This window comes from Streptomyces sp. L-9-10 (assembly GCF_004151105.1).
Classification (GTDB): Bacteria; Actinomycetota; Actinomycetes; order Streptomycetales; family Streptomycetaceae; genus Streptomyces.
Genome location: NZ_PHRF01000095.1, coordinates 315,073 through 328,376, shown reverse-complemented (window position 1 = coordinate 328,376; position 13,304 = coordinate 315,073). Strand labels below are relative to the sequence as shown.

Below are 13,304 nucleotides of genomic sequence, written 5' to 3'. Positions count from 1 at the left end.
TGACCGGATGAGCACACGCACCGAAGGCAGGCCGGAGGAGGACACGGCGGGGACGGCACGGCGTGTGTGCCTGGCCGCCGTGACCGCCGCGCTCTCGCTCGGACTGATGGGCGCCTGTGGAGGCGGGGAGCGCGGCGACGCGAAGGAGGCCGGCAGCGAGGCACCGGCCACCCCACGCGCTTCGTCCACCGCCCCTTCGTCCACCGCGCCCTCGTCGGTCGCACCCGTACTCGCGGCGACCCCGCGCCCGGATCTCACCGGAATCGGCGCGAGCGGCGGGAAGGCCCTCACACAGGGCGAGTTGGACCGGGCGATCCTCGCCGACGGCGACGTGTCGGGCTTCAGGTCAGGCCCGATGGACGCCCCGCCGCCCCGGGGCGAGAACGCGGACAGGAGCGAGTGCCTGCCCCTCACCGCCGTACTGAACGGCAAGCCGGAACCGCTCGGGAAAGCTGTCGCGTACCGGCAGCTCGTCGGCCCCGACAGCGACCGCCCGGCCGTCTCCGAATTCCTCACCACCCACGGCGTACAGGACGCGAGCACCCTGCTCAACCGGCTGCGTGCCGCCGTCACCGCCTGTGCGGACGGCTTTACGGCCTCCGGCGGTGACGGCCCCTCGACGTACACGGGCGTCAAGCGGTTGAGCACGGTCAAGGCGGGCGACGACGCGCTCGCCTATCAGCTGACGGGGGACTTCGAGGGCGATCCGGTCCCGCTGGTCTTCCATCTCGTACGGGTGGGCGGCACGGTAGCCACCTTCTACACCGCGAACTTCGAGAACGGCGCGACACCGCTGATGCCGCCGGCCCTGCTCGCCGCCCAGGCGACCAAGCTCACGTAACGCACGGACTCACGCACCACGCTTCACGACTCGCGGAGCACGCTCCACGACTCGCGGAGCACGCTTCACGACTCGCGGAGCACGCTTCACGACTCGCGGAGCACGCTCCACGACTCACGCAGCGCGCTCCGCGTCCACGTTCACATTCAGCCGCACCCCGGGCCGCAGCCCCCACCGCTCCATCGCCCCGCCCTCCGCCTCCAGCACATGGCGGGCCCGCCAGCGCGGCAGGGGGAGCCGGCCCGGCTTCAGCGTGTGGACGTCGATGACCTTCAACTCCTTGTCCAGATACGCCACATCGATGGTGAAGCGCATCCTGAAGGTGTGCACGCTGTTGCACGGAGTGATCAGCAGCGCGCCCGCTATCCCCTCGCGCCCGAGCAGCCCGCGCCGCCGTGTCCCGTACGACGCGGCGATCTCCAGCTCCACCGGAACGTCCTGCCCCGCGACCGTCAACTGCCCTGTGCCGTTACGCCAAGTGCCCATGGCGGTAGACCGTAGCGCCCGCGGCCCGGCCACGCGCCCCCGAGGGTGGGGAACGGGATGGGTCCCCTGGGGCACCGGGAGTGGGCCCCTGGACCCATGACCGGGTCCGTCGGGGAGCTCTAAGGTCAGTGCTGTGTACGCCACGCTGATCGTCGTCGCCGCGCTCTGGGGTGCGGCCACCGGACTGTTCCTGCCGCGTGCCGCCTACCGGCTCTCCGTCGAGCCGGAGCACGCGTGGCGGGACAACTGCCCGGCCGGGCACCCGATCACGGGGCCCGCCGACGGGTGGCTCGGCGTCGCGAGGTGTACGGGCTGCGCGGTGGCCGCGCCCTCCGGTACGGCGGAGAGTTCCGGGTCCCATGCCGAAGGCCCCGGCGTCGGTACCGGCCGCGCCGCCGCTCCTGTCACCACAGCGAGTCGTTCGGAGACCGGTTCGGAGACCGGTTCGGAGCCTGGTTCCGAGACCGGTTCCGCGACCGGCTCAGCGGCCGGGCCGGTGGCCGGATCCGCGGTCGGTTCCGCCGGCTCAGTGGCCGAACCGGCGGTCGAGGGATCCGGCGAGGGATCCGGCGCCCGCGTCCGCTACGCGCCCTCCCTCCCCGTACCTCTCCTCACCGCCCTCGCCTGCGTGGTCCTCGCCGCCGCCACCGGCCCCCGCCCCGAACTCGCCGTCTGGCTGCTGCTCGCGCCCTTCGCCGTCCTGCTGGCGCTCGTCGACCGCAATGTGCACCGGCTGCCGGACCAGCTGACCCTGCCGCTCGCGGCGGCGGCCGTCGTACTGCTCGGGCTGGCCGCGCTGCTGCCCGACGGCGGCGGCGACCGCACGGGTCCCGGCGGCTCGTGGGGGACCGCGCTGCTCGGCGGACTCGCCCTCGGCGTCTGCTACTTCGTGCTCTTCCTCATCAACCCGAACGGCATGGGCTTCGGCGACGTCAAGCTCGCTCTCTCCCTCGGCGTCGTGCTCGGCTGGTACGGCTGGACGGTCCTGTTCGTCGGGGCCTTCGCCGGGTTCCTGCTGGGCTCGCTCTACGGCTTCGGGCTCATTCTGCTGCGCCGGGCCGGGCGCAAGTCCGCGTTCCCCTTCGGCCCCTTCATGATCGTCGGCGCGCTGATCGGCATCCTCCTCGGCGCTCTCGCCGCAGCGTGACGGCCGCCGTACGACCGACCGCCGGTACCCGACCGCCGTACGACCTACCGCAGCGTGAACGGACCGCCGTACGACCGACCGCAGCGTGAACGGACCGCCGTACGACCGACCGCCGTACGACCGGGGGCCGCCGCGCGGCCGACCGTACGGCCCGAAAAGCGTTCGCGAACCCAGGGCGCCGCTGCCACGATCGCCCCATGTCTCCCGCCCGCTCCCGCACCTTCGAAGACCTGATCGCCGAGGCCGACGCCGTCTCCGTCGACGGCTGGGACTTCTCCTGGCTGGACGGCCGGGCCACCGAGGAACGCCCTGCCTGGGGATACGCCCGGTCGATGGCGGACAGGATGTCCCGGGCCACCGCCGCCCTGGACATCCAGACCGGCGGGGGCGAGCTCCTCGCGTCCGTACCGACGCGCCCGCCGCTCACCGTGGCCACCGAGTCCTGGCCGCCGAATCTCGCCCGTGCCACCGCCCTGCTGCACCCGCTCGGCGTCGCGGTCGTCGCCGACCCGGACGAGCCGCCGCTGCCGTTCGCGGACGGCGCCTTCGATCTGGTCGTCAGCCGCCACCCCGTACACGCCTGGTGGGAGGAGATCGCGCGGGTCCTGCGCCCCGGCGGCCGTTATTTCTCCCAGGAGGTCGGACCGGCGAGCGTCTTCGAGCTCGTCGAGTACTTCCTGGGGCCGCAGCCTCCCGAGACGCGGTCCGCCCGCGACCCCGAGCGGGCGCGGGAGGCGGCCGGGGCGGCGGGACTGGACGTGGTCGATCTGCGCACGGCCCCGCTCCGTACGGAGTTCCACGACATCGGGGCCGTCGTCTACTTCCTGCGCAAGGTGATCTGGATGGTGCCCGGCTTCACCATCGAGCGGTACCGCGACCGGCTGGCGGCGCTGCATCGCCGCATCGAGGCCGAGGGGCCCTTCGTCGCGACCACGACGCGCTTCCTCATCGAGGCGGTCAAGCGCGGAGGCCGCTCCCGAGCGTAACGGCGCGGGGTGGCAACTACTCGCCACTCCGGGCGCCGGAACCCCTGAAATGCCTGGTACTACGGGCCTCGCGCGGCCGGCCGCGGTTTTCGGAGCACCGGCACGGCCCGTCGCGACGCCCACCATCAGTTATGAAGGGTTATGGTGGAAACCCCCCCTCGGGCCGGTCCGTATCCCCCCCACGGACCGGCCCGTTTTTCTGTATCAGCCCCGCCCGGAGCCGGCCCCGCCCGGCGAGTCGCCCCCGCAACGGAGCCGGCCCCCCCGGCGAGTCCGTCCCGGGCCCGGCGAGTCAGCCCCGCCCGGCCCAGATGTTCGTGCCCGCCGTGTCCACCGCGAAGCTGTCGATCTCCTTCAGCTCCTCGGCGGAGAGCTCCGGCCCGGCCAGCGCCGCGACGTTCTCGTCCAGCTGCTTCGTACTCGACGCCCCGATCAGCGCGGACGTCATACGCGGGTCACGCAGCACCCACGTCAGCGCCAGCTGCGCCAGCGACTGACCGCGTCGCCGCGCGATCTCGTTCAGCCCGGTCAGCCGCCGCACGACCTCGTCCGACAGCAGATCCGGGTCCAGGGACTTGCCCTGGGTGGCCCGCGAGCCCTCCGGGATGCCCTTCAGATACTTGTCCGTCAGCAGCCCCTGGGCGAGCGGCACGAAGGAGATACAGCCCATCCCGGCCGTCTCCAGGGTGTCCAGCAGTCCGTCGTCCTCGGTCCAGCGGTTGATCATCGAGTACGAGGGCTGGTGGATGAGCGCGGGCACGCCCATCTCCTTCAGCAGCCCGGCCGCCTCGGCGGTCTGCTCCGCCGTGTACGACGACACACCGACGTACAGCGCCTTGCCCTGCCGCACGGCGGAGGCCAGCGCCCCCATCGTCTCCTCCAGCGGAGTGTTCGGGTCGAAGCGGTGGGAGTAGAAGATATCGACGTGGTCGAGCCCCATCCGCTTCAGGGACGCGTCCAGCGACGACAGCAGATACTTACGGGAACCCCATTCACCGTAGGGGCCGGGATGCATCAAATAACCGGCCTTGGTCGAAATGATGAGTTCATCCCGATAGGCCGAGAAGTCCTGCGCGAAGATCTTGCCGAAATTCAGCTCGGCGGATCCCGGGGGCGGACCGTAGTTGTTCGCCAGGTCGAAGTGCGTGACGCCGAGATCGAAGGCGCGGCGCAGGATCGCGCGCTGCGAATCGAGGGTGCGGTCGTCGCCGAAGTTGTGCCAGAGGCCGAGCGAGATGGCGGGCAGTTTCAGGCCACTGCGTCCACTGCGCCGGTACTCCATGGAGTCGTACCGGTCGTCGGCTGCGAGGTATGAGGGAAAATCAGTCACGCTTCTCTCCCTATCACGTACTTGTGACAGACCGGGTTGGGTCCCCAAGGGGCCCGCGCAGTAATGTGACGGCTTCGGGGTCCCCGGGCCGGCCCCAGGATCCCGTCAGTGGATGCGCCGGTCCCCACGGAATCGAGAGGGTGGACTCAGTGAACCTGCGCGACCTGGTGTATCGGCTCTACGCACGCCGGGTGGAAGGCCGCCTCGACCACACCCAGGTGCCCAAGCACATCGGAGTCATCCTCGATGGCAACCGTCGCTGGGCGCGGGCGGCGGGCGGCACGGCCGAGCAAGGACACAAGGCGGGCGCCAACAAGATCCAGGAACTGCTCGGCTGGTGCTCCGAGACCAAGGTCGAGGTGGTCACCCTCTGGATGCTCTCCACGGACAACCTCGACCGTCCCGAGAACGAGCTGACCCCGCTGGTCGGCATCGTCGAGAACGCGGTCCGCGATCTGGCGGCCGACGGCCGCTGGCGGGTGCACCACGTCGGCACGCTCGATCTGCTGCCCGCCCATACGCAGACCGTTCTCAAGGAGGCCGAACAGGCCACCCACGGCAATGAGGGAATACTCGTCAATGTCGCCGTGGGGTACGGCGGCCGGCAGGAGATCGCGGACGCGGTCAGCTCCCTGCTGATGGACCACGCGAGCAAGGGCACCTCGTTCGAGGAACTCGCCGAGATCGTCGACGTCGATCTGATCTCGTCCCATCTCTATACGCGCGGCCAGCCCGACCCGGACCTGGTCATCCGCACCAGCGGCGAGCAGCGTCTCTCCGGCTTCATGCTCTGGCAGAGCGCCCATTCGGAGTACTACTTCTGCGAAGTCTTCTGGCCGGCGTTCCGTAAAGTCGACTTTCTGCGCGCGCTGCGCGATTACGCCGCACGTCACCGGCGCTACGGGACCTGACCTCCCCCTTCTCCCGTAAGGACGCCGCGAGACGGCGACTCGGCGCCGGCCGGTGCCCGGCCGATTCCGCCGGGCAGGACCGCCCGCTTCACCCACGGTTCATCCACCGTCCGCCCTACGCCCTGGCATGGCGGCGCGTGTTCGAGGGAATACCTCCCCCAGGTCGACGTCCAAAACAAGTCAGTGGACGTCGCATCTCAGCGGACGGCATGGGGCCGTCCGCCCGGGAGGCCCTTTGCACCAGGACGACCGTGCGCCGAGTCGTACGGGCGACATGGAGGGCCGGAGTCCGGCCCGCGCATGGGGTCAGGACCCGGCCCACCCGCCCGCGACGCCGTCGCACCCCGACCTCATCCGAGGGGGTACGTCCTTCCGTGGTGACCAGCACAAAGCGCCGCATGCCCGACAGGCGCACCTACGTTCTCGACACCAGCGTCCTGCTGGCCGATCCGAACGCCATGTCCCGCTTCGACGAGCACGAAGTGGTGCTCCCGATCGTGGTGATCACGGAGTTGGAGGCCAAGAGGCATCATCCGGAGCTCGGCTACTTCGCCCGGCAGGCGCTGCGCCTGCTCGACGACTTCCGCATCCGGTTCGGCCGTCTCGATGCCCCCATCCCTCTGGGCGACCTGGGAGGCACGCTGCGCGTCGAGCTCAACCACTCTGATCCCGGCATCCTGCCCGCCGGCTTCCGCTTGGGGGACAACGACTCACGGATTCTCGCGGTGGCCCGCAATCTGCAGGCCGAGGGGTACGACGTCACGGTCGTCTCCAAGGATCTGCCGCTGCGTATCAAGGCGTCCTCGGTCGGGCTCCTCGCCGAGGAGTACCGTGCCGAGCTCGCCATCACCGAATCCACCGGCTCCTCCGGCTGGACGGGGATGAGCGAGGTGTCGCTCGCCGCGGATCAGGTGGACCTCCTGTTCACCGAGGACTCCCTCTTCGTGCCCGAGGTGAGCGATCTGCCCGTGCACACGGGTCTGGTGCTCCAGTCCGAGCGCGGCAAGGCGCTCGGCCGGATCACCGCCGAGGGCCATGTCCGGCTCGTCCGCGGCGACCGTGAGGCATTCGGGATCCACGGCCGCAGCGCCGAGCAGCGCATCGCCCTCGATCTCCTCCTCGACCAGGACATCGGCATCGTGTCGATGGGCGGCCGGGCGGGCACCGGCAAGTCGGCGCTGGCCCTGTGCGCGGGGCTGGAGGCGGTCCTGGAGCGCAGACAGCATCAGAAGGTGATGGTCTTCCGGCCGTTGTACGCGGTCGGCGGGCAGGAGCTGGGCTATCTGCCCGGCACCGAGGCCGAGAAGATGAGCCCGTGGGCGCAGGCCGTCTTCGACACGCTCTCCGCGGTCGCCGGCCGTGAGGTCATCGAGGAGGTGCTGGGGCGCGGCATGCTCGAAGTGCTGCCGCTCACGCATATCCGCGGCCGGTCCCTGCACGACGCGTTCGTCATCGTCGACGAGGCCCAGTCCCTGGAACGGAACGTACTGCTGACCGTTCTGTCCCGTATCGGGGCGAACTCCCGGGTGGTGCTCACGCATGATGTCGCCCAGCGCGACAATCTCCGGGTGGGGCGTTACGACGGAATTGTCGCCGTCGTCGAGAAACTCAAGGGGCATCCGCTCTTCGCGCATGTCACGCTCACCCGCTCCGAGCGTTCACCGATCGCCGCGCTCGTGACCGAAATGCTGGAGGACGGTCAGATCTAACCCCGTATCACCACACTTGGCGCCGCCCGGCGAAAGCGCAGCAGCTTAGCCGGGCGGCGCTGTGCTGCGCGCTCTTTCCTCGATTCTCCTGGCACAAACGGAGTGTGAGCTTTCCCACGCAACGAAGAATTGCCTCGCGCCGTTACCTTCCGGCAGAGTCTTGCTTCCGTCAGGCCCCGCATGCGGCACACGCGCATCTTCAGTGATGTGGCACCACACAACTCAACAACTGCCGCCGCATGCCGCCCGCGCACCACGCGGCAGTCCCCGCAGGGGGGTTGCCCACCGGGCCCGTGTCTCCCGTGACGCCGTAGTACGGAGACCAGTGCCAGGGGGCACGATTGCGTCCGCGAGGTCACGTGTGCGGATGTTGCTGGAAGGACACCGTGTGAGCCGGATCTCGGTCCGGGGATTCGCCGTGGCATCTGCCACTGCGGTCACCACCGTCGGCGCTGTCGTGGGTGTCGCCTCGGGCGACCCCCAGGTCTCGGACGACAATTTCGAGGCGACCGCAGCCGACATGACGCTTCTCGCTGACATCCCCGCGGGCCAGCAGGCCCAGGTGCAGACCGCGTCGCTGACGCAGCAGGCCGACGTACAGGCCGCCGCCGCCGACGCGACCGCCAAGAAGTCAGCGGAGGAAGCGGCCCGTATCCAGGCTGCCAAGGACGCCAAGGCGAAGAAGGAGGCCGCCGACGACGCGGCCGAGCGTGAGCGCAAGGCCAAGGAGGCCAAGGAGCGCGCGAGCCGTGACGAGGTCCGTTCCCAGTCCTCGTCCGGGTCCTTCACCCAGCAGGCCTCGTACACCGTCGCCGAGGTCAAGGCGATAGCACGGCAGATCGTTCCCGCCGATCAGTTCCAGTGCTTCAGCAGCATCGTGGAGCGCGAGTCCACCTGGAACTACCGGGCGCAGAACCCGTCTTCCGGTGCCTACGGCCTGATGCAGGCGCTTCCCGGCTCCAAGATGTCCTCGGTCGGCTCCGACTGGCAGACCAACCCGGCCACGCAGATCAAGTGGGGCCTGAACTACATGAACTCGGATCGCTACGGCAGCCCCTGCCAGGCCTTCGCGTTCTGGCAGGCCAACGGCTGGTACTAACCGCCGTGACCGGCTGAACCCGGTCCTTCCGGCGCTCAACCTCACGAAGCCCCCCGCCGTCCTACGGCGGGGGGCTTCGCACGTGTACGGTCGGTTCGGACGTGCTCCGTGCTCCCAGGGGAGTGAGTTGGGGACAGCACAGGGGGAAGAGGAAGCTTCATGTCGAAAGTACCCGCATGGCTCGGTCAGGTCGGTGCCGAACTGACCCGTATAGGGGAGCGCCTGGACCAGCGCCGGGCGGAGGCCGAGGAGGACGACCGGCCGGTACCGCGGACCGCGCCCGAGAACGTCCCCCCGCCCCCGGCGTACGCGCCCTCCGTCGCGGCCAAGCCGGACCCCGTCGCCGCCATCCCCTGGGGGATGCGGGTCGCGGGTGAGGCGGCCTGGCGGCTGCTCGTCCTCGCCGGGCTGGTCTGGGTGCTGATGCGGGTCATCGGCGCCGTACAGCTGGTCGTCATGGCCTTCGCCGCCGGTCTGCTGATCACGGCGCTCCTCCAGCCCACGGTCGCCTGGCTCAAGCGGCACGGGATGCCGCGCGGACTGGCCACGGCCCTCACCGCGGTCGCCGGATTCGTCCTCATGGGGCTGGTCGGCTGGTTCGTGGTGTGGCAGGTCATGGAGAACATCGACGATCTCTCCAACCGTGTCACGGACGGCATCAACGAGCTGAAGCGCTGGCTGCTCGACAGCCCGTTCCATGTGACCGAGGGCCAGATCAACGACATCGCGAAGACGCTGAGCGACGCGGTCGGTTCCAACACCGAGAAGATCACGTCCGCCGGGTTGCAGGGCCTGACCGTGATCGTCGAGCTGCTGACCGGGATCGTCCTCGCGATGTTCTCGACGCTCTTCCTGCTGTACGACGGCAGGAAGATCTGGCACTGGACGCTCAAGCTCGTCCCGGCGCAGGCCCGTGAGGGCGTCGCAGGGGCCGGGCCGCGCGCCTGGCGCACCCTGACCGCGTATGTGCGCGGCACGGTCCTGGTGGCGCTGATCGACGCGCTCTTCATCGGTCTCGGGCTCTACTTCCTCAATGTCCCGCTGGCCGTGCCGCTGGCCGTCTTCATCTTCCTCGGCGCCTTCATCCCGCTGGTGGGCGCGCTGGTGTCGGGCGCGCTGGCCGTGGTCGTCGCGCTGGTCACACAGGACGTGTTCACGGCGCTGATGGTCCTGTGCGTCGTCCTCGGGGTCCAGCAGATCGAGGGGCATGTGCTCCAGCCCTTCATCCTGGGCCGTGCGGTACGGGTGCATCCGCTCGCCGTCGTGCTCTCCGTCGCGATCGGCAGTCTGGTCGCGGGCATCGGCGGGGCGGTGGTGGCGGTGCCGGTGGTGGCCGTCACCAATACGGTGGTCGGTTATCTCCGGGCGTACAGCGCGGAACAGGCGCTGCCCCGGCCGCCGGCGCAGGACCCCGCCGACTCGTCATCCTCCTCCTCGTCCCCCTCCCCGGCCTCCCCGTCCTCCTCGTCCCCGTCCTCCGCGGAGGCTCAGGCTCCGGAAGCCCCGGCCGTGGCGCCGGTGGCCAGGCCCGCCACCGCCGAGGCCGGGGACGGCCGGGAGTGATATCCGAGCCGGAACTGGAAGGCGAGGACGGCGGGCAGAGCGGCCCGCGGTCCTCGCCGTCCCCGCTGCCGCCGCTGTCCCCGCGGGCTGCCGAACCGCTCGACGGGCCCGGGACGGTCGTCGGCGACGACGTCCCCGTGCTGCCGCCGCGCCGCTTACGGTGGCTCTGGGCCCTGGGCGGCGCGGTCGTCGCCTCCGCCGTCTGGGCGGGCGGACTGTACGCGTACGACCGGACGGGGCCGGATCTGCGCGGCTACCGGATCAGCGAGGACCTCTGCCGGGACGCCGATCTGTCCGCGCTCTCCGCGCTCCTCGGCGGCAAGAGTTCCCCTCGGCCCGCGGTGGAGGAACAGCGCACCATCGACCGGTCCTTCTGCAACGTCACGATGGCGCCGGGCCGGCCGCCCGAGGCGAAGGACGACGTCCTGACGAGGTCGTACGCGTCCGTCACCGTCCACTACACCCTGCACAAGGAGACAGATCCGGAACCGGAGTTCGAGGCGACGCTGACCCCGCTCGCGCTCTCCCAGGTCATCGAGCGCAGGACCAAGCGGATCCCGGAACTGGGCGAGCGTGCCTATCTGATGACGGACTCCGACGGATACGGCCCCGAGCTGAAGGTCCTGGACGGCCGGGCCGTGCTCTCGATCGAGGTCGCGAGCGAGTCCGTCACCGAGGGCCCGCCCGGCGGCGGCCAGGTGACACCACCGGAAACGGAACCAATTGATCCCGCCGTCCTCGAACCCGCGATGGTCGAGGACATGAAGGCGCTGATGGCCGCGGTCAGGAAGTGACCGCGGTACGGACAAACGGAACCGGCCCCCGCCCTCCACGGTGTCGTGGAGGGCGGGGGCCGGTTCCTTTCGGGCCACTACTCGGCGAGTACGGCCCCGGCGAGCACGGCCTCGGCGTCGAGCGTCGTGCCGACCGCCTGGATCACCGCGGCGATCTTGAAGGCTTCCTGGATCGTCTCGCGGTCCACACCGGCCGTGCGGAGCACCTGCTCGTGCGAGTCGAGGCACTGGCCGCAGCCGTTGACGGCGGAGACGGCGAGCGACCACAGCTCGAAGTCGACCTTCTCCACACCCGGGTTGCCGATGACGTTCATCCGCAGACCGGCGCGCAGCGTCCCGTACTCGGGGTCCGACAGCAGATGCCGGGTCCGGTAGAAGACGTTGTTCATCGCCATGATCGCGGCGGCCGACTTGGCGGCGGTGTACGCCTCGGCGCTCAGGTTCGCCTTGGCCTCCGGCTCCAGCTCGCGCAGCACCCGCGCCGAGCGCGAGGCGATCGCGCAGGCCAGCACGGTGCCCCAGAGCTGCTGCGCGGGCAGCCCGCTGTTGCCGATCACCGAACCGAGGTTCAGCCGCAGGTCCTTGGCGTAGTCGGGCAGGGCCGACTTCAGTTCATCGAGGGCCATCGGAGATCACTCGCCCGACAGGAGCTTGACGGGGTCGAGGGTGTTCTCGCCCTTGTTCCAGTTGCACGGGCACAGCTCGTCGGTCTGGAGGGCGTCGAGCACCCGCAGGACCTCCTTGGGGTTACGCCCCACGGAACCGGCGGTCACCATCGTGAACTGGATCTCGTTGTTGGGGTCCACGATGAAGACGGCGCGCTGCGCGAAGCCGTCCTCGCCCTCGATGCCGAGGTCGCGCATCAGCTCGTGCTTGGAGTCGGCGAGCATCGGGAAGGGCAGGTCGCGCAGGTCCGGGTGGTCCTTGCGCCAGGCGTGGTGCACGAACTCGGAGTCGCCGGAGAAGCCGAGGACCTGGGCGTCACGGTCGGCGAACTCGTCGTTCAGCCGGCCGAAGGCCGCGATCTCGGTCGGGCACACGAAGGTGAAGTCCTTGGGCCAGGCGAAGATGACCTTCCACTTGCCCTCGTAGGTCTTGTGGTTGATCTCCTCGAACTCCTTGCCCTTCTCCAGGGAGACACAGGCGGTCAATTCGAACGAGGGGAACTTGTCACCAACGGTGAGCACGGACTCTCCTTGTGGGGGCGGGAAGTCCCTTTTTGAGGTCTTCCGGGTGGTTGGACGGCTCACTGATGGTGGCACAGTCGGCATTGATCATAGAAATAGCTAGACTCGGTCGCCGTGATCGGAGGTGCCTATCAGTAAGGTCGGTTCAGTGGGTTCGGTGTCGGTGGGTTCGGTGCCGGCGGGTCCGGTGTCAGCGGGTCGGGTGCCAGTGACGCAGCACGTCAGGCCGTCAGGCCCGCGCGGCAAACAGCCCAGTCTGTCGCAGCTGCGGGCCTTCGCGGCCGTGGCCGAGCATCTGCACTTCCGGGACGCGGCTGCCGCGATCGGGATGAGCCAGCCCGCGCTCTCCGGCGCGCTCTCGGCGCTGGAGGAGGTCCTCGGCGTACAGCTCGTGGAACGCACGACCCGCAGGGTGCTGCTCTCCCCGGCCGGTGAACGGCTGGCGTCCCGGGCGATGGCCGTACTGGACGCGGTGGGCGCGCTGGTGGACGAGGCCGAGGCGGTACGGGCGCCCTTCACCGGAGTCCTCAGGCTCGGCGTGATCCCGACCGTCGCCCCGTATCTGCTGCCGGCCGTGCTCCGGCTGGTCCATGAGCGCTACCCGGAGCTCGACCTCCAGGTGCACGAGGAGCAGACCTCGTCCCTGCTGGACGGTCTGGCGGCGGGCCGGCTGGATCTGCTGCTGCTCGCCGTACCGCTCGGCCAGCCCTCGGTCACCGAACTGCCGCTGTTCGACGAGGACTTCGTCCTGGTCACCCCCGACGACCACCCCCTCGGCGGCTGCCGCGACCTGCCGCGCGAGGCGCTGCGCGAGCTGCCGCTGCTGCTCCTGGACGAGGGCCACTGCCTGCGCGACCAGGCGCTGGACATCTGCCGGGAGGCCGGCCGCGCCGACGGCGTGCCCGTGACGACCACGGCGGCGGGACTGTCGACGCTGGTGCAGCTCGTCGCGGGCGGCCTCGGCGTCACGCTGCTGCCGCGTACGGCCGTACAGGTCGAGACCGGCCGCAACGACCGGCTCGCCACGGGATACTTCGCGGACCCCGCCCCGGCGCGCAGGATCGCGCTGGCGATGCGCACGGGCGCGGCGCGGGGCGGCGAGTTCGAGACCTTCGCGGACGCCCTGCGGGAGTCCCTGCGCCCGCTCCCGGTACGCCTGAGCGCCCCGTCACCGCACCCCCCGCGTGTGCCGCGTCAGAGCTGATACCGCGAGCTGACACCGGGGAGGCTGACACCGCGAGCTGACGCCGC

13 protein-coding genes are annotated in these 13,304 nt (G+C 70.2%); 9 read left to right on the top strand and 4 right to left on the bottom strand.

What is annotated here, in order from left to right:
• The first annotated feature begins 7 nt into the window (after window positions 1-7).
• Window positions 8-841: a hypothetical protein gene (locus tag CU044_RS22830; protein WP_129770583.1), complete on the top strand. Its 834-nt coding sequence runs from the start codon at window positions 8-10 to the stop codon at window positions 839-841.
• Window positions 842-955: 114 nt separating this feature from the next.
• Here the strand turns inward: CU044_RS22830 and CU044_RS22825 are convergent, their stop codons facing one another.
• A complete protein-coding gene (locus CU044_RS22825; protein WP_129770582.1) occupies window positions 956-1,327 on the bottom strand; it encodes a DUF192 domain-containing protein in 372 nt (123 codons plus the stop codon).
• A 133-nt stretch (window positions 1,328-1,460) separates the two neighbouring features.
• Between CU044_RS22825 and CU044_RS22820 the strand changes: the two genes are divergently transcribed.
• On the top strand, window positions 1,461-2,474 hold the full coding sequence (locus CU044_RS22820) for an A24 family peptidase (protein ID WP_129770581.1): 1,014 nt from the start codon (window positions 1,461-1,463) through the stop codon (window positions 2,472-2,474).
• Window positions 2,475-2,671: 197 nt separating this feature from the next.
• Window positions 2,672-3,460, top strand: coding sequence for a class I SAM-dependent methyltransferase (locus CU044_RS22815; RefSeq protein WP_129770580.1), 789 nt, complete (start codon window positions 2,672-2,674; stop codon window positions 3,458-3,460).
• Between the two features lie 292 nt (window positions 3,461-3,752).
• Here the strand turns inward: CU044_RS22815 and mgrA are convergent, their stop codons facing one another.
• Window positions 3,753-4,790 (bottom strand): L-glyceraldehyde 3-phosphate reductase, encoded by a 1,038-nt coding sequence (mgrA, locus tag CU044_RS22810; RefSeq protein WP_129770579.1) that lies wholly within the window; start codon window positions 4,788-4,790, stop codon window positions 3,753-3,755.
• Window positions 4,791-4,939: 149 nt separating this feature from the next.
• Here mgrA and CU044_RS22805 point away from each other — a divergent pair, with 149 nt between their 5' ends.
• The 5 genes from CU044_RS22805 (at window position 4,940) to CU044_RS22785 (ending at window position 10,866) form a co-directional block, all read left to right on the top strand.
• Window positions 4,940-5,701 (top strand): isoprenyl transferase, encoded by a 762-nt coding sequence (locus CU044_RS22805; protein WP_129770901.1) that lies wholly within the window; start codon window positions 4,940-4,942, stop codon window positions 5,699-5,701.
• Between the two features lie 374 nt (window positions 5,702-6,075).
• The gene (locus CU044_RS22800) at window positions 6,076-7,410 is read left to right on the top strand and encodes a PhoH family protein (protein ID WP_129770578.1); all 1,335 of its coding nucleotides are present in this window, start codon (window positions 6,076-6,078) and stop codon (window positions 7,408-7,410) included.
• Between the two features lie 388 nt (window positions 7,411-7,798).
• Window positions 7,799-8,509: a transglycosylase SLT domain-containing protein gene (locus CU044_RS22795; protein WP_129770577.1), complete on the top strand. Its 711-nt coding sequence runs from the start codon at window positions 7,799-7,801 to the stop codon at window positions 8,507-8,509.
• 159 nt (window positions 8,510-8,668) lie between these two features.
• The gene (locus CU044_RS22790) at window positions 8,669-10,072 is read left to right on the top strand and encodes an AI-2E family transporter (RefSeq protein ID WP_129770576.1); all 1,404 of its coding nucleotides are present in this window, start codon (window positions 8,669-8,671) and stop codon (window positions 10,070-10,072) included.
• Complete coding sequence (locus CU044_RS22785; protein WP_129770575.1) at window positions 10,069-10,866, top strand: hypothetical protein; 798 nt, start codon at window positions 10,069-10,071, stop codon at window positions 10,864-10,866. The genes CU044_RS22790 and CU044_RS22785 overlap by 4 nt, the downstream gene beginning before the upstream one ends.
• A 77-nt stretch (window positions 10,867-10,943) precedes the next feature.
• Here the strand turns inward: CU044_RS22785 and CU044_RS22780 are convergent, their stop codons facing one another.
• Window positions 10,944-11,492 (bottom strand): alkyl hydroperoxide reductase, encoded by a 549-nt coding sequence (locus tag CU044_RS22780; RefSeq protein WP_129770574.1) that lies wholly within the window; start codon window positions 11,490-11,492, stop codon window positions 10,944-10,946.
• 6 nt (window positions 11,493-11,498) lie between these two features.
• Window positions 11,499-12,053: a peroxiredoxin gene (locus CU044_RS22775; RefSeq protein WP_129770573.1), complete on the bottom strand. Its 555-nt coding sequence runs from the start codon at window positions 12,051-12,053 to the stop codon at window positions 11,499-11,501.
• A 208-nt stretch (window positions 12,054-12,261) separates the two neighbouring features.
• Here CU044_RS22775 and CU044_RS22770 point away from each other — a divergent pair, with 208 nt between their 5' ends.
• On the top strand, window positions 12,262-13,257 hold the full coding sequence (locus CU044_RS22770) for a hydrogen peroxide-inducible genes activator (protein WP_240045773.1): 996 nt from the start codon (window positions 12,262-12,264) through the stop codon (window positions 13,255-13,257).
• Window positions 13,258-13,304 lie beyond the last annotated feature (47 nt).

Excerpts from the sequence above, each read along its gene's own strand:
- CU044_RS22830 (WP_129770583.1), top strand. The coding sequence starts at position 8 with ATGAGCACACGCACCGAAGGCAGGCCGGAGGAGGACACGGCGGGGACG.
- CU044_RS22825 (WP_129770582.1), bottom strand. The coding sequence starts at position 1,327 with ATGGGCACTTGGCGTAACGGCACAGGGCAGTTGACGGTCGCGGGGCAG.
- CU044_RS22815 (WP_129770580.1), top strand. The coding sequence starts at position 2,672 with ATGTCTCCCGCCCGCTCCCGCACCTTCGAAGACCTGATCGCCGAGGCC.
- CU044_RS22790 (WP_129770576.1), top strand. The coding sequence starts at position 8,669 with ATGTCGAAAGTACCCGCATGGCTCGGTCAGGTCGGTGCCGAACTGACC.
- CU044_RS22780 (WP_129770574.1), bottom strand. The coding sequence starts at position 11,492 with ATGGCCCTCGATGAACTGAAGTCGGCCCTGCCCGACTACGCCAAGGAC.